This is a genomic window from Henriciella pelagia, assembly GCF_002088945.1.
In the GTDB taxonomy this organism is placed as follows: domain Bacteria; phylum Pseudomonadota; class Alphaproteobacteria; order Caulobacterales; family Hyphomonadaceae; genus Henriciella; species Henriciella pelagia.
This window is the reverse complement of record NZ_NCSU01000007.1, coordinates 1-21587: the sequence shown is the minus strand read 5'-3', so window position 1 is coordinate 21587 and position 21587 is coordinate 1. Positions and strand designations below refer to the sequence as shown.

The window sequence follows — 21587 nt, the reverse complement described above, 5'->3', positions numbered from 1 at the left end:
AAATAATGAAAAACAAAGCGTTTCAGCATGATCGCGACCGACCGTGGATATTTCGGACCTATGCGGGACATTCCACGGCTGAAAAATCAAACGCGCTCTATCGCTCCAACCTCGCGCGCGGACAGACCGGCCTCTCCATCGCATTTGACCTGCCGACTCAGACGGCCTTTGACAGCGACCACATTCTCTCGAAAGGCGAAGTTGGCAAGGTCGGCGTGCCGGTCAGCCATCTCGGCGACATGCGCAAGCTCTTCGACGGGTTGCCGCTGGAAGAAATGAACACCTCGATGACGATCAATGCGCCGGCGGCCTGGCTGCTCGCGCTGTACGTTGCCCTCGCCGATGAGCGCGGCGATGACCGGGCCAAGCTGCGCGGCACGACGCAGAACGACATCATCAAGGAATATCTCTCGCGCGGCACCTATGTCTTCCCACCGGAGCCGTCGATGCGTCTGATCGCCGACATGGTGAGTTGGTGCTATACTGAAGTACCAAAATGGAACCCGCTAAACGTCTGTTCATACCATCTGCAGGAAGCCGGCGCTACGCCTGAGCAGGAGCTTGCCTACGCACTCGCGACCGCCTGCGCCGTCCTCGACGCTGTGAAAGCCGGCGGTCAAGTTCCGGAAAAGGACTTTGAGATCGTGTTCGGGCGCATTTCCTTCTTCGTGAATGCGGGCGTCCGTTTCGTAACGGAACTTTGCAAGATGCGCGCCTTTGTCGACCTCTGGGAAGAGATCGGCCGCGACCGTTATGGCGTCACCGACGAAAAGGCGCTGCGCTTCCGATACGGCGTGCAGGTCAACTCGCTTGGCCTGACCGAACCGCAGCCGGAAAACAATGTCTACCGCATCCTGATCGAGGCGCTTGCCGTCACCCTGTCAAAGCGTGCCCGCTGCCGCGCCCTGCAGCTTCCAGCCTGGAATGAGGCGCTCGGCCTGCCACGGCCCTGGGACCAGCAATGGTCGCTGCGCCTGCAGCAGATTCTCGCCTTTGAAACTGATCTGCTCGAATTCGAGGACCTGTTTGACGGCTCCCACGTTGTCGATGGCAAGACCGAAGAGCTGAAAGCCGGTGCCCGCGCCGAACTCGCCAGGATTGACGAGATGGGCGGTGCCGTCGATTCAGTTGCCTATATGAAGGAAAGCCTCGTCGGGGCTCATGTCGACCGGATCCGCGCCATTGAAAGCGGAGACCTCACCGTGGTGGGCGTCAACAAGTATACCGAATCTGCCGACAGCCCGCTCAGCGCGGGCGAGAAGACCATTGAGACCGTCGACCCCATGGTCGAGGCCGAACAGGTCCGCAACCTCAATGAGTGGCGCAAGTCTCGCGACAATGCCGCTGCGGACGCAGCCCTGGCTGCCCTCAAGGCGGCGGCCCAGTCCGGCGAGAACATCATGGAGCCATCCATCGCCGCCGCCAAGGCGGGCGTCACCACAGGCGAATGGGGCGGGGCGCTCCGCGAGGTGTTCGGCGAATATCGCGGCCCGACCGGCGTCGCCGTGGTTGTCGAAACCGGCGGCGATGAGGACATCGAAGCCACCCGCAGGCGCGTCGACAAGGTCTCCGAAGACCTCGGTCGCCGCCTGACCTATGTCCTCGGCAAGCCGGGGCTCGATGGACATTCCAACGGCGCCGAGCAGATTGCGAGCCGCGCCCGCGCCTGCGGCATGGACGTGATCTATGAAGGCATTCGTTTCACGCCATCAGAAATCGTCGCCCAGGCAAAGGAAGCCGACGCGCATGTCATCGGCCTCTCCATCCTGTCGGGCAGCCACCTCGACCTTGTCCGCGACACGATCGCCGAAATGCGCAAGACAGGCCTTGAAAACACCCCGCTCGTCGTCGGAGGTATCATTCCGCCAGAAGATGAGCGCGCGCTGAAGCAGATGGGCATCCGCCGCGTCTACACGCCGAAGGACTTCAAGATCACCGACATCATGAGCGATGTCGTCGACGTGGTCGAAGAAGCCTGGCTGGAGAAGGTCTAGGCTGCGGTTGCGCGTGGGGCATCATCCTTCGACAGGCTCAGGATGAGGTCCCATTTTGGTGCGATAACAGAAAGCCCTCATGGTGAGCGAAACCGAACCACGGAGCCGGGTGCAGCGCGATACGGCTCCGTGGTTCGACTTTGCTCACTATGGAGATACACCTGACCAGACAGACCGGACCTCATCCTGAGCCTGTCGAAGGATGAAAGCCAAATGCGCTCACCCCTCCCCCAAAAAGTCCTTCAGTCGCCCGATGGCCTCGTCCCAGTGGCGTGAGACGCGGTCGAGATAGTCGCGCGCCGCGTCGATGGCGCCGGTCTCGAGCCTGAACTGCGTTTCCCGGCCGACCCTGTCATTCGCGACCAGCCCGGCCGCCTCCAGCACTTTCAGGTGTTTGGTGATGGCCTGCCGGCTCATCCCGAAGCCTGATGCCAGGTCCGAGATCGAACGGCTTTCCCCGTCGCTCATCGTGTCGACCAGCTTCAGCCGCGTGGCATCGCCAAGCGCGCCGAAAATGCTGACCGGATCAATTGCCCGCTCCGCATTAACCATCAACATAGGCCTCGATATTGCGGATCTGCTCGGCCCAGCCGCCATCATTGCGCGTGCGGATCGTCTCGCTTTCAGGCTGGGGAACAGCGTCGAAGCCGGACTCGATAATGGTGAGATGCGTTCCGCCATTCATCGGCTTCAGAATGAACTCGACCAGCATCTCGCATCGCTTCGGGGCGGCTCCGGCCTGGGTGGCGTCATGATACCAGACAAATGAGAAATAGGTTTTCGGTCGGATGTCACGGGTTACGCTTTCCCACACCATGCCTTCGGCTTCAGGATGGGTTATGTGTCCCCGGGTCATCTCGCCTTCGACGAAAGGATTGTAGAGTTTCACCTTGAACCACTCACCGAACTTTTCATGGTCGGTGATCGCGTCCCACACCTTGTCGATGGATGATTTCAGCGTGGTGGTCTTCTCGATACGGTCTGTCATGCGCAACTCCCTGGTTGCGCTTTGCTTAGATCACGGCGATGATAAACGCAACCGATAAGTTGCGCGAATGCCTCAGACCGGCTCGTTCGAGCGCAGCATCCTGTAATAGTCGCGGATCTTTCGGACATATCGCACCGGCTCATGGCCGCGTGCATAGCCATGCTTCACCGTGGAATAATATTCCGGCCGGCTGAGCAGGGGCAGCACAGTGCGAAGATCGTCCCAGCGATTCTTGTCGAGGCCTTTGCGTTCGGCGATGCGGCGCGCATCATAGATGTGCCCCATGCCAACATTATAGGCCGCCAGGGCAAACCAGAGCCGGTCCTCGCCCTGCACGCCGTCCGGAATGCGATCATAGAGCCGGCGAAGATATTTCGCCCCGCCTTCGACGCTCTGCGCCGGATCGGTCCGATCCTCCACACCGAGTTCCTCGGCGGTCGGCAGGGTCAGCATCATCAGGCCGCGAACACCAGTGCCACTCACGGCATCCGGGTCCCAATGGCTTTCCTGATAGGCCTGAGCGGCGAGAAGGTGCCATTCGAATTCCGTGTCGGCGGCTGCTGCCTGGAAATAGGTCTTGAACTCCGGCAGGCGGTCTTCGACGCGTTCGACAAAGCGCAGAACCTCGACATAGTCGAACTCATCGAGATAGCCGAACCAGTGCTCGTCCAGTTCTTCGAGATAGCCATTATTGTGCTGCTCGGCGAACCAGTCCTCAAGCGCGGTATCCATGCCGCCAATCTTGCCATTATAAATCCAGCCGAGTGGGCGGTCCTCACTGACCGTCATCGGGGTGATGAGGTCCGGATAGAGCCGGCGGGCATATTCGGCGAGGTGCGAGTCCGAAATCGTGCACTCGACGCGCCGCATCGCCACCGCGCCCAGCATGGGCATGGCAGACCCGGCGCGACGGGTCGACCAGTTGAGGCCGGCATGATCAGCCTTCAGCCGCTGCAGGGTCTCGACATAGGAAGACCCGGCAAGCACGGTCAGCTTCACGTCCGCCAGCTCATCAAGGTCTGTCGGGGCAGGGCCCTTCTGATGGCAGACGACGGCTTCCTCGACATTCTTGTAGGCCGGCCCGAACTTCACACGCGCTGACCGGGCCTCGGTCATTGTCAGGCCCGCCGCGCCGATATGGCCCCGACCGTTCTCGATGCCCTTGATCAACGCCTCGACATTATCCATCACGACATAGCGGGGTTTTACACCAAGACTGTCTGCAAATTCCTCGACAATGTCGATTTCGTAGCCTTCTTCAGTCTCTGCGAACTTTCGGTAGGTGGTCGGGCTTTCAAGTGTCAGCACGACAAGTTCCCCACCCTCGCGGATGGAGTCTATCGTCGTTGAATCTGTAACGATCGCTGCATCTTCGGCGGACTGACATCGGGTCAGCACCAGCCCCGAAAGGATGGCCGCGCCGGCTAAAAGGCCAATGCGAGCTTGGTTTTTCATACCCGAACAATGGGTAGCAATGGCAAATGTTCAATTAACACCAGCAGTCGGGCCGGTCGCTGAAATATCACTTGAAACCTGGCCGCCACTCTTCGAAGACACCCGCAGACGGCATCGGAGACGAAGCATGAGTGACGCACTCGAACTTGGCTGGGAAGAGTGGCTGGCACTGCCTGCGCTTGGCCTGCCCGCGATCAAGGCGAAAGTTGACACCGGCGCCAAGACTTCTGCGCTTCATGCCGAGGTTATCGAAAGCTTTGGAGATACAGGCTCTCCAAAGGTGCGTTTCCTCATCCGGCCTGACCCCGACCATCCGAAGCTCGAACTTGTGTGCACGGCACCGGTCGTCGACCGGCGCGATGTGACCAGTTCTAATGGCCAGACAGAGCTTCGCTATGTCATCGCGACCGAGATGCAGATCGGCACCGTGCGCCGGACAATCGAGATCACGCTCACCAATCGCGAGACCATGTCCTACAGGATGCTGCTCGGCCGGTCCGCATTTGGGGACCATACAACGGTTATTCCCGACCGGTCCTTCATACAGCCCAAACTCAGCTTCGATCTCTATCAGAGCATCAAGCCACTGAAGCCAAAGACGCGGCCCCTTCGCATGGCGCTTTTGACGCGGGAGCCAGACAATTACTCTTCCATGCGCCTCGCCGAGACCGGGCGGGAGCGGGGCCATATCGTCGACGTCATCAACACGTCGCGCTGCTATATGAAGATCGAGGCCCGCGCGCCGGAAATTCACTATGATGGCAAGACGCTGCCCTTCTATGATGCCGTCATCCCGCGCATTGGGGCTTCCATGACGAATTACGGCATGGCCGTGCTGCGCCAGTTCGAGGCGATGGGGGCCTGGTGCCTCAATCCACCCTCCTCCATCGGGGCGTCGCGCGACAAGCTGCTCGCCCATCAGCTGCTCTCGCAGGCCGGTATCGCCATGCCGGTCACGGCCTTCGCGCATTCGCCGAAGGACACGAAAGACCTTGTCGGCCTTGCCGGGACCGGACCCGTCGTCCTGAAGCTGCTGGAATCGACGCAGGGCCGCGGCGTTGTTCTCGCTGAATCGAAGAAGGCAGCCGAGAGCCTGGTTGATGCGTTTCGCGGCCTTGATGCCAATTTCCTCGTCCAGGAATTTGTCAAGGAAGCCGCAGGCGCCGATGTGCGCTGTCTTGTCATAGGTGGGCGGGTGGTCGCCGCCATGAAACGTCAGGCGCAGGAGGGCGAGTTCCGCTCGAACCTGCACCGCGGCGGCGAAGCCATGGCCATCTCCCTGACCCCGGACGAGCGCAAGATCGCGGTCGCAGCCGCCAAACGCCTCGGCCTGAATTTCGCAGGCGTCGACATCCTCCAGTCGAAGAACGGCCCGGTCGTGCTCGAAGTGAACTCCTCGCCCGGCCTTGAAGGCATCGAGAAGGCGACCGGCAAGAATGTCACCGGCAAGGTGATCCGCTTCATCGAGCAGAAGGTCCGCACGCTCGGCAAGCGCCGGGAAATCAACGCCTAGGGGTCGTCGCGAGAGCCGAACAGCCTGCCGCGCTCGGTGAAGAACACGATGATGAGGCAGGCGAGGCCGAGGCCGATATAGCCTTCCAGGATCGGAACGATGCTGCCATTGAACCGGCTGGCAACCATCCAGCCGAAAAAGCTCGCCACTGTTGTCGTCATGAAGCCATAGGCGGCGCTGCCTGTGCCCGCAATCTTGCCGAGCGGCTCCATCGCGAGCGCCGAGAAGTTCGCGCCGATCAGGCCGAAACAGGCGAAAGTCAGGGCGAAGAGCGGATAGAAGATGATCAGCTTTTCGCCCATTGTCGCCATCAGGAGCGTATTGACCGAGGCCAGGACGAGGAAGCCGAGCAGCACCGAATGGCTGACCCGGCGCATGCCCAGCCGCTCGACCACCCGCGAATTCATGAAGTTGCCAATCGACAGTGCGCCCGCGATCCCCGCAAACCACCAGACGAAGGTATCTTCCTTGTCGAAAACGTCTCGGAACACCTGTTCGGACGAGGCAACATAGGAGAACAGGGCGCCGAAGATGACGCCGCTCGCGCACATATAGCCAAAAGTCACGCGCGTCGTGACAACCTGCCAGTAGGCGCGGAAGGAGCTCCTGAAATTGAGCGCAGGCCGGTCGTCCGTCGCCAGTGTTTCCGGCAGTCGCACCAGAACCCAGAAAAACATCAGGATCCCGGCCACGCCAAGGACGCCAAACGTCCACGGCCAGGGCGCGAACACCATCACGCCTTCTCCAAGGGCCGGCGCCAGGATCGGCACCACCATGAACACGGTCATGACAAGCGACATGATGCGCGCCATGGCCCGCCCGCCCATCAGGTCGCGGACGACCGAGACAGCAATCACCCGGATACCGGATGCGGCAATGCCCTGCAGGAAGCGCAAGGCAAGCAACATTGAGAAGCTTGTTGCCGCCATGCAGGCGAATCCTGCCAGGGTGTAAGCAACGATACAGCCCAGAACGACTTTCTTGCGGCCATAGCTGTCGGAGACCGGTCCGAAGACAAGCTGCGGAGCGCCAAATCCGGCCACATAGGCAAAGATGACGAGCTGCTGGTCATTCTCGCTCTGCAGGGAATAGGATGTCGCGATATCATGGAGGGCCGGCAGCATCGTATCGATGGCGAGCGCGTTGAGCGCCATCATCGCCGCCATCATGGCAACGAATTCCCACTGCGGTAAAGGCAGGGTAGGGCGGGCAAGGCCTGCCGCCTCAAGCGTTTCGGTCGTCGTTGCCATGAAAGTCAGTCTTCCAGATCAGGACCGCCTATCTGGAGGCTCCCCGTCAAAACGGCAACAGGCGAAGCCGGAAAATAACCAGCTTCGCCTGTCTATGCGTGCGTCCCCACACCGCTGCAATTTCGAGAACCGGTCATTGCCGAATAGACAGAATTCGCGCATCATCAATTTTGATGAATGAGCGGAATTTTTTTGGTTATCTCATATTTTTTTGCAGAACCGTGCCCGTTCTTTGAATGTGAGGGGGCAAAATTTGACCACTAATGCGTTCGCGTCCACCGGGACGAGCGAGAACCGTCTCGTCGAGGAGGCCTATGCCACCACGCTTGAACCGGAGCGCTACCAGGAGCTGCTCGACGCCTGGTCGCGTTATATCGACGAGCTGCCATCTGACGGCGAAAGCGAGTTTTCCGAGAACGTGAATGCGCACTTCCAGCGCGCGCTCGCCATCCTTGACCGAATGGGCCGTCTTCGCGCCCATGCCGAGTCTGCCCGCCTCCTCGCAGACCAGATGCCGGGGCCTGCCGCCATTTTCAAGCCGGATGGCGAGATCCTTGGCGCGAATGCAGCCTGTCTCAACCTGCTGGGCGGCCAGGCGCCAGCCTGCCTTCACGACCTGCAGCTCGATACCGCGGCCCTCTCATCGGTCCGCTCATGGGTCAGGCGCAATTCGTTGGCGGACATGACCGAAGATTTCCTGTTCATCGCAAGCCGTCTCGGCAAGGAAGGAGCTGAGTCGCGCCTGCTGCTGACGCGGGTTTCCCTGCAGGATGGCGAGACGGCCTCGGAGGACGCGCTGCTCCTCGCCGCGGTCGAGATCCATCTCGACCGGTCCATGGGTGACCGCCTCAGCGAAGTCTATGGCCTGTCTGACGCTGAGGTTGATGTGTCCCTGCGCCTGTCGCGCGGGGATGCACCGGAAAGGATTGCAAGGGACCGTGTCGCAAAACTCGCCACCGTGCGTACCCAGATCCGCGCTATCCTCAACAAGCTCGGCGTCTCCAGCGTGACAGAAGCGGTGCGCCTGCTTACCAGCTTTGGCGCAACGATAAATACAGCGCGCGCCATCTCCCGCCAGGCACCCGCCATGCGCGAGATCGACCGCTGGCGCCAGCAGAAGGTGATGACCCTGTCGGATGGCCGCACGCTCAGCTGGATGGAGCAGGGCGACCCTCTCGGTCGGCCCGTCCTGTTCTTCCATCATCTCTATCTCGGCCCACTCTGGACCGAACCGGCGGTCGAAGCCCTTGCCCGCCAGGGCTGGCGCGTCATCGCCCCCTCCCGCCCTGGTTTTGGGGCGTCGGACGGCATAAGCGCCGATTCCCTTGATGACCGCATCCAGGCCGGTGTGCGCACCATGGCCGAACTCATTCAGCGACTGGAAATCGGCCCCGTCCTCGTTGTCGGTCACGCCAATGGTCTCATCCATGCACAGGCCTTTGCCGCCGCCCGGCCGGATATCACCCGCGGTCTCCTGTCGGTCAGCGGTGAGACGAGCTGGGAAGAGGGCATGGAAGACGAGCTTCCATGGCACCACAGGATCGTGGCCACGACGCTGCTCAGGGCGCCATCCGCCATTGGCTTCATCGCGCGCGCGGCTGTTGGCCTGATCGATAGCGGGCGTGACGAATTCATGCTGAACACGCTGCACCGCGATTCCCCCATAGAAAAGCGCGCCATGCGCCGCCCCGAAGTGCGCGCCGTTGTGATTGACGGGCTGCGCCATGCCGTCAAGCAGGGGGCTCACGCCCTGGTCTCTGAAGTCCGTATGGCCCTGACGGACCGGCGCGACGTCGCCCGCAATGTGATGGCGCCCTTCCACATCATCCACGGCATGCAGGACAATGTCTTCCGGCCTTCAATGGTGGAGCTCTTCGCCAGCACTGTGCCGAGCGTGACACAGGTGATCGCGATCGAGGATGCCGGCCAATACCTGCTCTATACGCACTGGCCACAGGTCATTCTCGCCATGGAAGGCCTCTGGAAGGAGACGCTTCGCGGACGCAACTGATCAGAAGCCTGCGCCCGGCTGACTGAGATAGGCCCGTTCTTCCGGTGTCGAGGTACGCCGCATCACCCGGTTTCGATGCGGAAAGCGGCCATACTCCTCGATCACGTCGAGGTGGGCCTTGGCATAGTCCAGGGTCGAGACGCAGAATTCCTTGAATTCGGGCCGTGCGTCGGCAACCAGCTGCTTGAACAGGCGAACCGACAGTTTCTGGTCCAGAATGTCCTCGGAATGCTCAGCCGGAAGGTAGAAGAACACCCGCTCGGTCTCGCTGAGCTGCTTGTCCTCGCCAAGCGCAAGTCCCGTCTTCATCAGGTTCCGCGCAATGGGGTCATGCGCAAATGAAAGCTTGTGGCCGCGAAAAAGATTGCGGCTGAACTGATCGAGAACGATGATCGCTGCCAGCCTCGGCCGGGCCCCCTGCCTTGCCCAGTCATTGGCCATGCCGCTGGCAAGGTCTGCCAGCACGTCGATAAAGTGATCGGCGATCTGCTTGTCGGTTTCGAAGCTCTTCTTGAACCAGCGCGGCTGCATGTCCTCCAGGGCACTCGCCGAATTGGCGGTTCCCCCGATCCAGTAATCCAGAACATTTTCAGGTGTGACGGGGCTGGTCATGAAACTCTATTCCGGTCGACGCGCGACGATCATGTAGTTGACCTTTGTGTCGGAAGAAAGTTTCCATTGATCCGACAATGGATTGAAGGAAACCCCCTGTGGCGCATCCGCCACAAGCCCGGCCGCTTCCAGTGGTCCGGAAACTTCTTCGGGGCGCAGGAATTTGGCGAATTCATGCGTGCCGGGCGGCAGCCAGCGCATCACATATTCAGCTCCGACAATGGCAAGTGCGAAGGCCTTGGGCGTCCGGTTCAGTGTCGCCGTGATGGTCATCCCGCCAGGGCGAACCAGTGAGGCGGTGTCGCGCAGGAACTGGCCGGGGTCGGCAACATGTTCGACCACTTCAAGGTTGAGCACCGCATCGAACGGCTCTTCGCCGCCCTCAATCAGGCCTTCCGCCGTGCCGCACCTGTAGTCGATGTCGAGACCAGCCTCGCGCGCATGGGTCAGAGCCGTCTTGATATTGGCTTCGCTCGCATCGACGCCTGTCACGCTTGCGCCAAGACGTGCCATGGGCTCGCTGACCAGGCCACCGCCGCAACCAATGTCCAGGATGCGCAGCCCCTTCAGCGGCTTGCGCTGCGTCCCGTCCAGTCCGAAATGCTCCACCAGCGTGTCACGAATAAAGCCAAGGCGTACCGGGTTGAACTTGTGCAGCGGCCTGAATTTTCCCTTCGGATCCCACCATTCGGCAGCCATGGCCGAAAATTTTGCCACCTCATCCGGGTCTATACTGGGGGTTTGAGGCATTTCTTGCCGGTTTTCTGCTATTTTTTCCATATCTTTAGCAAACCTGTTTGCGCTTCGGCGGCGACGCGCTTAAAGACACGCGCGGAATCTATGAACCATTAAATGGGAAAGCTCGGCAGCAAGGCAATGCGGCGCACAGTCCTCAAATTCGGCGGAACTTCGGTAGCAGACCTCGAGCGTATCGCGCATGTCGCCGATATTGTCGCCTGGCGCGCCGAACGCGGCGAAAACCTCGCCGTCATCGTTTCCGCCATGGCGGGTGAGACCAACAAGCTTGTCGGCTATGCGCGCGGCGCTGCCGGGGATGCGGTCACCGGTTCGAATTTCGACGATGAATATGACGTGGTCGTTTCGTCCGGGGAACAGGTGACCAGCGGCCTGCTCGCCCTCGCCCTGCGCAAGCGTGGCCTGAAAGCGCGCAGCTGGCTCGGCTGGCAGCTCGCCATGAAGACCAGCTCGGCCCACGGGTCTGCCCGCATTATGGGGTTTGAGGATTCCGGCCTGCAGGATTCGGTCGATAGCGGTGAGATTGCCGTCATTGCCGGTTTTCAGGGCGTCACCGACGAGGGCCGCGTATCGACGCTTGGCCGCGGCGGGTCTGACACCAGCGCCGTTGCTGTCGCCGCTGCGCTGGAAGCCGACTCCTGCGACATCTACACGGATGTGGACGGCGTCTACACGACAGACCCGCGCATCGTTCCGCAGGCCCGTCGGCTCGACAAGATCTCCTATGAGGAAATGCTCGAAATGGCATCGCTCGGCGCCAAGGTGCTGCAGACGCGATCCGTCGAGCTTGCGATGAACCACCAGGTCAGGGTTCGCGTACTCTCCAGCTTTGCCGAGCCCGGCGAGACCAATCAGGGCACCTATGTCTGTAGTGAGGATGAAATCGTGGAAAAGCAGGTCGTCAACGGAGTTACCTATTCGCGCGACGAAGCCAAGGTCACGCTCTACGGTGTCGAGGACAAGCCTGGCGTGTCGGCCCGCATCTTCTCCATGCTGGCGGAGGCCGGTGTCAACGTCGACATGATCGTCCAGGCCAATGCCCGTGGACCCGAGCGGGCCAACATGGTTTTCACCTGTACCAGCGCCGACAGCACAAAGGCTGAGCAGCTCCTGCTCAACCACAAGGCGGATATCGGCTTCGAGAATCTCTCTGTTTCGCGCGATGTCGCTAAAGTTTCTGTCATCGGCGTCGGCATGAAAAGCCATACAGGCGTCGCAGGCACAATGTTCAATGCGCTTTACAAGAAAGGCATCAATATCGACGTGATTTCGACCTCCGAAATCAAGATTTCAGTCCTTATCGATGCCGCCTATACCGAACTTGCCGTCCGTGCCCTGCACACGGCATTCGGGCTTGACGATGGCTGATACAACCGTCCACTAACGGGCACGCCATGCCCCAGAGCTTCTCCGTCCCGAGGCTCCTGATCAACCGCCTTCGCAATGTGATGGCGGGAGACATGGAAGCCGATACCCGCCTGCAGAAGGTGGTGACCCTCATTGCAGGGACGATGGTGGCTGACGTCTGCTCCATTTACCGGCGCACCGATGATGACGAGCTTGAGCTTGTCGCCACCGAAGGCCTCAGCCGCGAAGCCGTGCACCAGACCAAGCTCGCCCTCGATGAAGGGCTGGTCGGACAGATTGCGCTGTCGGGCGAGCCGCTTTCCATTCAGGACGCCCCGCGCCATCCGGCCTTCTCCTATCGCCCGGAGACCGGCGAGGACCCGTATCACGCCTTTCTCGGCGTGCCGATCCTGCGCGGCGGGCGCGTGATCGGTGTCCTGACCGTGCAGAACCGCACAGAGCGGCTCTATGAGGATGATGAGGTCGACAGCCTGCAGACCATCGCAATGGTTCTGGCTGAAGTCGTGGCCGCCGAGGCGACAACGTCCGGCGGGTCCTCGCCCGTGCGCGAAGCACGGTCCATCACGCTCAGCGGACGCACGCTCTGCGATGGCCTCGGGCTTGGCGAAGCGCGCCTGCACGATGTCGTCGTCTCTCCGGCGCGATATTTCACTGAAGACCCTGACGCGGAAGCAGCCCGCCTGCGCCGCGCCCTGAAAGAGCTCAACGCACAGCTTGATCGCATGCTGGCCTCCGATGTCGGCGCTATCTTCGGCGAACCACGCGAAGTGCTCGAAGCCTTCAAGATGCTGGCAAGTGACCCTGTCTGGCCGATCCGGCTGGAAGAGGCTGTCCGGTCGGGCCTGTCTGCCGAAGCGGCCGTCGACCGCTCGCGCCGCGAACACCGTACCAAGCTTGAGAATGCGCACGACCCGTACCTGCGCGAACGCCTGCATGACCTGGAAGATCTCGACAATCGTCTTTTGCGCGTCCTGTCGGGCAGCATGAAGTCGCACGCCAATGGCCGCGACAGGAGCGAAGAGGTCCGCGAAGTCCTGATTGCGCGCCGTCTCGGGCCTGCCGAGCTGCTGGAGTATCGCGACTCCGGGCTTGCCGCCATCATCCTCGAAGAGGTCGCCCCGTCCAGCCACACAGCCATTGTCGCGCGGGCCATGGGCATCCCGACGATTGGCGGGGTAGGCGGGCTGTCCGCCCTTGTCGCGCCGGGTGACCAGGTGATCGTCGATGCCGAGCAGGGCACGCTCCACATCCGGCCGGACCAGAGCCTGCTCGACGCCTATCAGACCCGCAGCGTGCTTCGCACCGAGCGCCAGGCCGCCTTCCAGGCGTTGCGCGACCAGCCATCGCGCACCCGCGACGGCGTCGATATCAAATTGATGCTGAATGCCGGCCTCGCCATCGACCTTGAGTCCATGGATGCAACCGGGGCGGACGGGATCGGCCTGTTCCGCACCGAATTCCAGTTCCTCGTCTCCGACACGCTGCCCAAGATGGAAGCGCAGATCGACCTCTATCGCGAAGTGCTGGACCACGCCGGCAGCCGACCGGTGCATTTCCGGACGCTCGACCTTGGCGGCGACAAGCTGTTGCCGAATGCGACGGACCAGTTTGAGGAAAACCCGGCGCTTGGCTGGCGCTCGATCCGGTTCGCCCTGGACCGCCCCGGCCTTTTCCGCCGCCAGCTGCGCGCCCTTGTTCGTGCCGCCGATGGCGGGCCGCTCTCGGTGATGTTCCCGATGGTGACCATCGCCGAAGAATTCTTCGAGGCCAAAGCCCTGCTGCTGGACGAGATCGAGTGGAGCAAGCAGCGCGGATTCGCCGAACCGATCGAGCTTCGCGTCGGCGCCATGCTGGAAGCGCCCGCTTTCGCCTATGGCCTTGAGGATGTCGCCGGGGAAGTGGATTTCATCTCGGTCGGCACAAATGACCTGTTGCAATTTTTCCACGCTGCGGACCGAATGGTACCGCGCGTCTCAGAGCGATATGACCTCGTCAGCCGCCCGGTCATGCGTTTTCTCGAGTTCACGCTTAATGAATGCAACCGGCTCGGTATCCCTGTCTCTGTCTGCGGCGAGGTCGCTTCGCGGCCCGTCGAGGCACTTTGCCTTTTAGGCTTGGGATTCAGGACCTTATCCATGCCGGCGGCAGGCATTGGGCCGGTCAAGCGCATGCTGCGTTCGCTCGATCTCGGCGCTTTCTCCGAAGCCCTGAAAACAGCGGTTCATACATCGAACGGAGAGTTCCGTAACGAAGTATTAGCCATCGCTGAATTACAGAAAATTGTTTTGACTGATAGCTGAAGATGGGCCTGTAGGCTTATCCCGTGTATGGTATAAGACCTGCATTGAGGGACATAGCATCAGCCGGGAATGAACGGACGGTACGTCATGATACATGACGACGAACACTCAAGCGCAAACGCACCGGAAGAATCCGGTCACGACGAGACTGAAACCTCGCCGCAGCCCCCTCTTGCGTCCGAACAGCAGGCAGAGAGCGATGAACAGCGTGAAGGCACGCTGATCGAGGCGTTCACCGCCGGTGGCCGCCTGCGCGCAGCCCGTGAGGCACGCGGCAAGTCTCTCGATGACATGGCGAAGGAGCTGCTGATCAACCGCCGCGTGCTGGAATCGCTTGAGCAGACCATCCAGCCGCCAGATTATGACATGCGCCGCACGCGCATTGTGGCCCGTTCCTATGCCAATGTGCTCGGCATCCCTGCAGACACCATCCTTGCAGACTTTCCGATGGAAGAAGAACAGGACCTTGCCACTGCGATCCCGAAATCATCGGTGACCGTCAGCGAACGGAGCCGTCGCCGCTTCCTGATCCCGGCTCTCGGTGCCAGTGCGCTGGTCGTTGCAATCAGTGCATCGGCGGTCCTGCTGACCCCGAAGAAGGTCTTCGAGCGGCGCACGGCCCCATCCGTGGCCGAACGCGTCGTTGCGGTGAACACCGCCCAGGAAAGCCTGTTCTCGCGTGAGCCTGTCGCCACCACGGTCAATGAAGAGCGGGAGCTTTCAATCGTGGCGCTGAAAAACGCATGGATCGAAGTGCGCGGCGCGGATGGCACCATTTTCCGCAGTCGCACCATGGGGCGCGGTGAAATCTACTATCCGCGGGTTGGCGCAGACTGGACGGTCACCGTGCAGGACGGCTCGGCCTTTGAGTGGCGTCTCGACGACATCCCGGTCGGCCGCCTGTCGGAAACAGCCGAACCGATCTATTCGGCCAGCATCGACGAGGCCGCCACATTCGCGCGCGAGCAGGCCGGGGCGGAGCTGGCAGCGACCACGAACGCCCAGCCAAGCCGCTAGGCCACCCTCCACTTGCAACGGGCCTTGCTTCCGTCATCACCCTGCACAATGGAAAAAACCAGCCGCGGCGAACCGGGCTGGTTTTCGAGACGTATCGTTCCGGCAGGCAGGACGTGCCTAGCGGCCACCCTCATTTGTGCGCTGTGCATCACGAGCCTGGCTGAGCGCGCGCTGGAAGTGGGTCTGGTCATCGCCGATCATCGGCGCATCGCGGCAGTCCGAAGCGCAATCATAGGTGAAGGAACTGCCACCACGGTTAATCGTCACCAGGCTGGCAGAGTTGGTCGTGACCACAATATCGGCCGAGTAGATGATGTTGTTTGCATCATCGAGGATGAGCAGATTGGTCGTTCCGAATGACTTTCCGGTGAGGAAAACCAGATTCGGATCGGCGACGGCGACATCGGCAATATTCTGGTTGCCGATCACGACACTGGATGCCGGCTTGGCCAGGCGAAGCGGCTTGGTGGTGCCGGTTTCGACCGTGAATTGCTGGGCAGCGGCAACGCCGCAGAACAGGGCGGCACCCATAGTGGCCGCGAGGAATTTCGCTGGAAACTTCATGTACCGCTCCTTGTGCTGATCGGTTATTCGGTCCGAATCTCGTGCAAGAAGGTTTCACGAACCCTAACGCTTCCGAAATGCACGCGGGTGGCACACTTTCATTCTATATAGCGAGTACAATAGGAAACCCCCGGAAGGGCAGGCGATACAGGCCTTCTGAGGGGGTTAACAAATCGTCGGCAGGCATTCAGGAATTTTCTGCTTCAGTTTACTCGATATTCAACCACGTCCTGTAAAACCGCACCTGTTCCGGCACATAAATGACACGGGACGAAACAACTGCATGATGATGGAGTCTCCAATGCAAAAGCTTATGAAACTGTTCAAGAACGAGTCCGGTGCAACCGCTATCGAATACGGCCTGATCGCTGCCCTGATCGCTGTCGCGATCATCAGCGCTGTCACCACGCTCGGTACGAACACCGCTTCTACGTTCAACGAAGTCGCTAACGCTCTCTAAGTTGGCACTTTGTTAGTCGCCACGGCGACGAACGAAATCGAAGCCGTCGGGTCCGCCCGGCGGCTTCTTTCATGTCTGCACCCCTCATCGGTGCGGAAATCAAGTCTTCAGACTTTCCGCCTAGGGTTTGCGAAACGGGTAGAGAGGACAGGTCATGGTTGCGGTCGTATTCACATTTGTATTCCTCAGCCTCTGCATTTATGCGGCCCTGCGTGATGTCGAGACATTGACCATTACCAATGGGCTCAACCTTGCCATCGCCTTCCTGTTCTTTCCGGCTATCATCATAGCGGCGCCGGGATGGGATGTCTTCGGGGCCCACATGATGGCGGGCGCGATCGCCTTCCTGGTTTCCATCTTCCTCTTTGCCTTTGGAGTCTTTGGTGGGGGCGACGCCAAGATGATCCCCGGCGTGATGCTGTGGCTTGGTCCGGCTGCCACAATGCCCTTCCTTATGGCGATGGCTGTCATCGGCGGTGGGCTTGCCGTCTGTGTGATCCTTGCGCGCAAGCTTGTGCCGGCGCATGCAGTGCCTGGCTTTGCAGCGGAAACCCTCCAGGCGGGCAATGGCGTCCCATACGGAGTCGCGATTGCTGGCGGTGCAATTTACGCCGCGCCCCTCTCGCCCTTGCTCTCATCCATAAATGTGACAGCCGTTCTCGGAAGTTAACTATGCTTTAGCGTGTCGGTGCAAAAGTCACCCTGTTGATTCCCTTTTTGTTGAGGGGTTGAGTTCAGAGGGGCGGACATATGTCACCGATGCGTTTGATTATTCTCCTTGTTGCGGCAGGCGCCGCAATCGGAGCGGCACTTCTCGTCAGAGGCATGTCCGGCCCGTCCTCTCCTGTCGCTGCCCCCGGAGAACCGGTCGTTATCGAGAAGGAAGTCGAGGTGTCCTCGACCCAGGTGCTCGTCGCCCGGATGGATATGCGCGTCGGCAGCCTTCTGACCCCGGATGATTTTGAATGGTCCGACTGGCCGGAAAAGGCTGTGAACGCTGGATATTTCACGCAGGAACGCAATCCTGACGCGATTGAAGAACTGTCGGGCAGCGTTGTGAAGGTGGCGCTTATCCAGGGTGAACCGATCATCGGCAGCAAGATCGTCAAGAAGGGCGAGACCGGTTTCATGGCGGCCCTGCTTGAGCCGGGCCTGCGCGCCATCTCCGTGGAAATCTCCCCAGAAACCGCCTCGGCAGGCTTCATCCTGCCGGACGACAAGGTCGACGTGATCCTCACTTACGACGTTGAAGTGGTCACAGAGCGCGGTGTGCGCGACACGACGGTGACGCGCACCGTCATTGAGAATGCCCGCGTCCTGGCCATCGACCAGCTGTTCGGCGAGGTCGATGGCTCGCCAACGCTGACGGGTTCAACCGCGACGCTGGAGCTTGCGCCAAAGCAGGCCGAAGTCCTGGCGCATTCCTCGCGCCTCGGCTCGATCTCGCTGGCGCTGCGCAGCGTGGCTGACTCAGACGAAAATGATGGGGTCGCAACGGCCAATACCCAATTGCTGAACGGCGGCGACGAGGGCGGCGGCGTGAAGGTCTTCAAGAACGGTTCGATAAGCGGGAGAAGCTGATGACAAGCATCAGTCGCATGCAAAAAGCTCTGGCAGCTGTCTGCCTGTTCGCGGCGCCCCTGGCGGCGCACGCGCAGAATCTGATGGGTGTGTCGGTGATGGAGCCTGGTGACACGAATGTGTCCCGGACCATCAAGCTTGGCCTCAACAAGTCGACCGTGATCGAACTGGAGCGCCCGGTTGCCGATGTTGTCATCACCAATCCGGAAATTGCCGATGCAGTGGTCCAGACGGCCCAGCGCCTGATTTTCCGCGGGATCGAGGTCGGCGAAACCAACGCCTTCCTGTTTGATCGCAATGGCGCGCCGCTCCTGAACCTTGAAATTATCGTCGATGCCGACATGGCGTCGCTCAGCAAGCTGATCTCCCGCTACGTTCCCGATGCCCGCGTTCAGGCCGAAAGCGTCGGCGGCAACATTATCCTGACAGGGGAAGTCGACAGCCTGTCGCAATCCGACCAGGTCATCCGTCTGGTCAAGGCCTATTCGGGCCGGGACGACTTTGAGCCGGTGAACATGATGTCCATCGCGGCCAAGGATCAGGTCATGCTGGAAGTTCGCATCGTCGAAATGCAGCGCAACGTGGTCAAGCAGCTCGGCATCAACCTGTCGGGCACCACCAATTTCGGCGACCTCGCTAACCTTGTCGAGAAACAGCTGTTTACCGATGACGGCTCGGGCAATCTGGTCGACGCAGAGACGACAACTCTCGCGCCGGGCCTGCCCTTCAGCAACAATGGCAGCTTCTCCAGCGCCAATGGCTACAATGTGGCCGGCAGCTCGCTTGGCGGCTTCTCCGGTGGCGTTGGCTACACCAACTATGTCGGCAGCGACTTCCAGTCATCCGCAGGCGCTGCAATCGATGCGCTCGAACGTGTCGGTATCGTCCGTACACTGGCAGAGCCGAACATCTCGGCGATTTCCGGCGAGTCCGCGAAATTCCTGGCGGGCGGTGAGTTTCCGGTTCCGGTCGGCCAGGACAATAATGGCCGTATCACCATCGAATTCAAACCATACGGTGTCGGCCTGGGCTTTACGCCGGTCGTGCTGTCCGAAGGACGGATATCGCTCAAGGTTTCAACCGAAGTCTCCGAGCTCACCAATCAGGGTGCCTTCCAGGGCCAGTCTGTTGCCGGTGTTGACGATCAGGGCAATGTCATCACGGCCCAGACGCTGACCATTCCAGCCCTCAGCGTGCGCCGCGCCGAAAGCACGGTTGAGCTGCCAAGCGGTGGCTCGATGATGCTGGCAGGCCTCATCCAGAGCCGGTCGCGTCAGACCATCGACCAGCTTCCAGGCCTCAAGAAGCTGCCCATCCTGGGTGCGCTCTTCCAGTCGCGTGACTTCCTCAATGAGGAGACGGAACTCGTCGTCATCATCACGCCATACCTCGTCGATCCGACGGCCAAGAAGAACCTGCGTACCCCGGCCGACGGCTTTGCGAATGCTTCAGACCTCCAGACCATCTTCTTTGGCAAGCTGAACGCTGTGTACGGAAAGAATGGCAAGGGTCTCAGCCAGGACAATTACAACGCCCCTGTCGGGTTCATTGAGGAATAGGAGCTACCCCATGCGTTCAGTGAAAGGTATCGTTGCTTCTGTGGGGCTGGTTTCGGTCGCGGCGCTTGCGGGCTGCCAGTCCGCGGGCAAGCATGGCCCCGTGCCGGCGGAGTATCTGACCGGCACCTCGCTCGACCGCAATGCCATTCAGCTCGCTGAGACCACCGAATATCTCGAAGTCCATATGAACCCGGACGAGTCGCAGCTGCGCCTGTCCGAGCGCGAGCGCATCCGCGCCTTTGTCGCCGACTACAAGAAGCGCGGCGTTGGCCCGCTAGTGATGTCGCTGCCGAAAAATCACCAGAATGAAGAGCTCGCGGTGAAAGCCGTGGCCGAAGCGCGTGAAATCGCCTGGTCTTCGGGCGTGCAATATGAAGAGATTTCGGGCAGCGCGTTCGAGGCGAACGGCCGTAACGCGCCGATGGTGCTCGGCTTCCGCGCCTACAAGGCCATCGCTCCGGACTGCCCGCAAAAGGCAGCATTCAATTTCGCAGATGCCAGCAGCAATAATGACATGCCTTCGCTTGGCTGCTCGGTGCGCACGAATATGGCGGCGATGATTTCCAATCCGGCAGACCTGCTGGGTGAACGCGAGATCGAACCGGGCGATGCCGCCCGCCGCCAGATTCAGCTGCAACTTTACCGCGAGGGCCAGCCAACCGGTGCCGAGCGCAGCGATGCGGAAACAGGGTCGGTCTCTACGGCTGTAAACTGAGTTTAGTGAGGATTTGAGGGTAGGGCCATGAGCAACGAAAACGCACTCTTCGAAGACGAGTTCGATCTCGAATTCGACGATTCGCCAGCGGCTGATACGTCTGCAGACAGCCTGGTCGACCAGTTGACCGGCCCCGTCGACGCGCCCTTCAAGGAAGTCGAACAGGGTGTCGAGCTTCCCCCCATGACAATGAGCCATGGCGGCGACCGGGCCATTCCGGCCATCGCGATTCTGGCCTTCTACGAGACCGAGAAGAGCCGCGACATGATCGAGAAGGTCGCCGGCGACCGTCGAATGTTAAATTCGTCAGTGGACGCCTTTTCGGGCGGTATTCCGGCTGCCATCGCGCACCTGTCCGAAAACCCGACCCCCAACCTGCTGATTGTTGAATCGTCTGCTTCTGCCTCGGTCATGATGCAGCAGATTGACGAGCTTGCCAGCCATTGTGACGAGGGCGTGCAGGTCATGGTGATCGGCGCCACCAATGATATCGCCCTTTACCGCCAGCTGGTGTCCCGCGGCGTCAGCGAATACCTCGTGCCGCCAATCGAGCCGGTCCAGATGGTGCGCGCCATTGGGACGATGTTCACCGATCCGGACGCACCTTTCGTCGGCAAGTCAATTTCGGTAATCGGTGCCAAGGGCGGCGTCGGTTCTTCTACCATCGCCCACAATCTTGCCTGGTCGCTGGCCGAGAATGCGCGAGTCAACACTTCGCTGGTCGATCTCGACCTCTCTTTCGGGACGACCTCGCTCGACTTCAACCATGAGACCCAGCAGACCATTGCTGATGCACTCCTGGCCCCGGAGCGCGCCGATGATGCGGTGATCTCGCGCCTGCTCGCCAAGGCGACCGACCGGCTCTCGCTCTTCACTGCGCCGGCCAGCGTCAACCAGCTCATGGATGTTGATGCGGATGCCTATTCGACGGTCATCGAAGGCGTGCGTCGCCTGATGCCCTATGTGGTGCTCGACCTGCCGCATGGCTGGTCGCAGTGGATCTACAATACGCTCGTCAGCTCCGATGAGGTGATCCTCGTCTGCCAGCCTGACCTGGCCTCCCTGCGCAACGGCAAGAACATGCTTGACCAGTTGAAGGCGCAGCGGCCGAACGACAACCCGCCGCGCCTGATCATCAACATGGCGGGTGTGCCCAAACGCCCGGAAATCCCGGTCAAGGATTTTGCTTCGGCCATGGGGGCCGAGCCTGAAATCATCCTGCCATTCGATCCGCAGCTCTTTGGAACCGCGTCGAACAAGGGGCAGATGATCTCCGAGGCCGACCCGCAGGCGAAACCATCGCTCGCAATTGATCATCTCGCCTCGAGCCTGTCGGGCCGTGAGACCGCGCAGCCGCAGAAATCCCTGCTGAAGAAGCTGCTCGGCAAATAAGGACCAATAGGGAACAGTTATGGCATTCGGCAAACGTTCAGCAAATGCACCA

19 protein-coding genes are annotated in these 21587 nt (G+C 60.7%); 12 read left to right on the top strand and 7 right to left on the bottom strand.

Features of this window, described 5'->3' with window-relative positions:
- Positions 1–5 precede the first annotated feature (5 nt).
- Entirely contained in the window at positions 6–1994 is a 1989-nt protein-coding gene (locus B8746_RS02640; protein ID WP_084391694.1) for a protein meaA, read from the top strand.
- Positions 1995–2213: 219 nt separating this feature from the next.
- On the opposite strand, the gene B8746_RS02635 is transcribed toward B8746_RS02640, so the two are convergent.
- The 3 genes from B8746_RS02635 to mltF all read right to left on the bottom strand — a co-directional run bounded on the left by B8746_RS02635 (position 2214) and on the right by mltF (position 4437).
- Positions 2214–2546 (bottom strand): ArsR/SmtB family transcription factor, encoded by a 333-nt coding sequence (locus tag B8746_RS02635; protein WP_084391693.1) that lies wholly within the window; start codon positions 2544–2546, stop codon positions 2214–2216.
- Entirely contained in the window at positions 2539–2982 is a 444-nt protein-coding gene (locus B8746_RS02630; protein WP_084391692.1) for an SRPBCC family protein, read from the bottom strand. The genes B8746_RS02635 and B8746_RS02630 overlap by 8 nt, the downstream gene beginning before the upstream one ends.
- A gap of 72 nt (positions 2983–3054) precedes the next feature.
- Positions 3055–4437 (bottom strand): membrane-bound lytic murein transglycosylase MltF, encoded by a 1383-nt coding sequence (gene mltF, locus B8746_RS02625; protein ID WP_084391691.1) that lies wholly within the window; start codon positions 4435–4437, stop codon positions 3055–3057.
- A 127-nt stretch (positions 4438–4564) separates the two neighbouring features.
- Between mltF and rimK the strand changes: the two genes are divergently transcribed.
- Positions 4565–5950: a 30S ribosomal protein S6--L-glutamate ligase gene (gene rimK / locus B8746_RS02620; protein WP_084391690.1), complete on the top strand. Its 1386-nt coding sequence runs from the start codon at positions 4565–4567 to the stop codon at positions 5948–5950.
- Here the strand turns inward: rimK and B8746_RS02615 are convergent.
- Positions 5947–7200 (bottom strand): multidrug effflux MFS transporter, encoded by a 1254-nt coding sequence (locus B8746_RS02615; RefSeq protein ID WP_084391689.1) that lies wholly within the window; start codon positions 7198–7200, stop codon positions 5947–5949. The two genes, rimK and B8746_RS02615, sit on opposite strands and share 4 nt — an antisense overlap.
- A gap of 253 nt (positions 7201–7453) precedes the next feature.
- Here B8746_RS02615 and B8746_RS02610 point away from each other — a divergent pair, with 253 nt between their 5' ends.
- The gene (locus B8746_RS02610) at positions 7454–9211 is read left to right on the top strand and encodes a bifunctional helix-turn-helix transcriptional regulator/alpha/beta hydrolase (protein WP_084391688.1); all 1758 of its coding nucleotides are present in this window, start codon (positions 7454–7456) and stop codon (positions 9209–9211) included.
- Here the strand turns inward: B8746_RS02610 and B8746_RS02605 are convergent, their stop codons facing one another.
- Entirely contained in the window at positions 9212–9823 is a 612-nt protein-coding gene (locus B8746_RS02605) for a DUF924 family protein (RefSeq protein WP_084391687.1), read from the bottom strand.
- Between the two features lie 6 nt (positions 9824–9829).
- Complete coding sequence (ubiG, locus tag B8746_RS02600) at positions 9830–10573, bottom strand: bifunctional 2-polyprenyl-6-hydroxyphenol methylase/3-demethylubiquinol 3-O-methyltransferase UbiG (RefSeq protein WP_233123863.1); 744 nt, start codon at positions 10571–10573, stop codon at positions 9830–9832.
- A 126-nt stretch (positions 10574–10699) separates the two neighbouring features.
- Here ubiG and B8746_RS02595 point away from each other — a divergent pair, with 126 nt between their 5' ends.
- From B8746_RS02595 to B8746_RS02585, 3 genes are all read left to right on the top strand, one after another.
- Positions 10700–11947: an aspartate kinase gene (locus B8746_RS02595; RefSeq protein ID WP_084393092.1), complete on the top strand. Its 1248-nt coding sequence runs from the start codon at positions 10700–10702 to the stop codon at positions 11945–11947.
- A gap of 26 nt (positions 11948–11973) precedes the next feature.
- Complete coding sequence (gene ptsP / locus B8746_RS02590; protein WP_084391685.1) at positions 11974–14247, top strand: phosphoenolpyruvate--protein phosphotransferase; 2274 nt, start codon at positions 11974–11976, stop codon at positions 14245–14247.
- 87 nt (positions 14248–14334) lie between these two features.
- On the top strand, positions 14335–15264 hold the full coding sequence (locus tag B8746_RS02585) for a helix-turn-helix domain-containing protein (protein ID WP_158084521.1): 930 nt from the start codon (positions 14335–14337) through the stop codon (positions 15262–15264).
- 117 nt (positions 15265–15381) lie between these two features.
- Here the strand turns inward: B8746_RS02585 and B8746_RS02580 are convergent, their stop codons facing one another.
- Complete coding sequence (locus tag B8746_RS02580) at positions 15382–15828, bottom strand: pilus assembly protein N-terminal domain-containing protein (protein ID WP_084391683.1); 447 nt, start codon at positions 15826–15828, stop codon at positions 15382–15384.
- A 301-nt stretch (positions 15829–16129) separates the two neighbouring features.
- On the opposite strand from B8746_RS02580, the gene B8746_RS02575 reads away from it, so the two are divergent.
- The 6 genes from B8746_RS02575 (at position 16130) to B8746_RS02550 (ending at position 21535) form a co-directional block, all read left to right on the top strand.
- The gene (locus tag B8746_RS02575) at positions 16130–16288 is read left to right on the top strand and encodes a Flp family type IVb pilin (RefSeq protein ID WP_084393091.1); all 159 of its coding nucleotides are present in this window, start codon (positions 16130–16132) and stop codon (positions 16286–16288) included.
- 154 nt (positions 16289–16442) lie between these two features.
- Entirely contained in the window at positions 16443–16958 is a 516-nt protein-coding gene (locus B8746_RS02570; RefSeq protein WP_084391682.1) for an A24 family peptidase, read from the top strand.
- A gap of 89 nt (positions 16959–17047) precedes the next feature.
- Positions 17048–17869 carry a Flp pilus assembly protein CpaB gene (gene cpaB / locus B8746_RS02565; protein ID WP_158084520.1) on the top strand — a complete coding sequence of 274 codons (822 nt, stop codon included), beginning with the start codon at positions 17048–17050 and terminating at the stop codon, positions 17867–17869.
- Entirely contained in the window at positions 17869–19428 is a 1560-nt protein-coding gene (locus B8746_RS02560) for a type II and III secretion system protein family protein (RefSeq protein WP_084391680.1), read from the top strand. Before cpaB ends, B8746_RS02560 begins: the two co-directional genes overlap by 1 nt.
- Before the next feature lie 10 nt (positions 19429–19438).
- Positions 19439–20143 (top strand): CpaD family pilus assembly protein, encoded by a 705-nt coding sequence (locus tag B8746_RS02555; RefSeq protein ID WP_158084519.1) that lies wholly within the window; start codon positions 19439–19441, stop codon positions 20141–20143.
- Positions 20144–20170: 27 nt separating this feature from the next.
- Positions 20171–21535: an AAA family ATPase gene (locus B8746_RS02550; protein WP_084391678.1), complete on the top strand. Its 1365-nt coding sequence runs from the start codon at positions 20171–20173 to the stop codon at positions 21533–21535.
- The last annotated feature ends 52 nt before the right edge of the window (positions 21536–21587 follow it).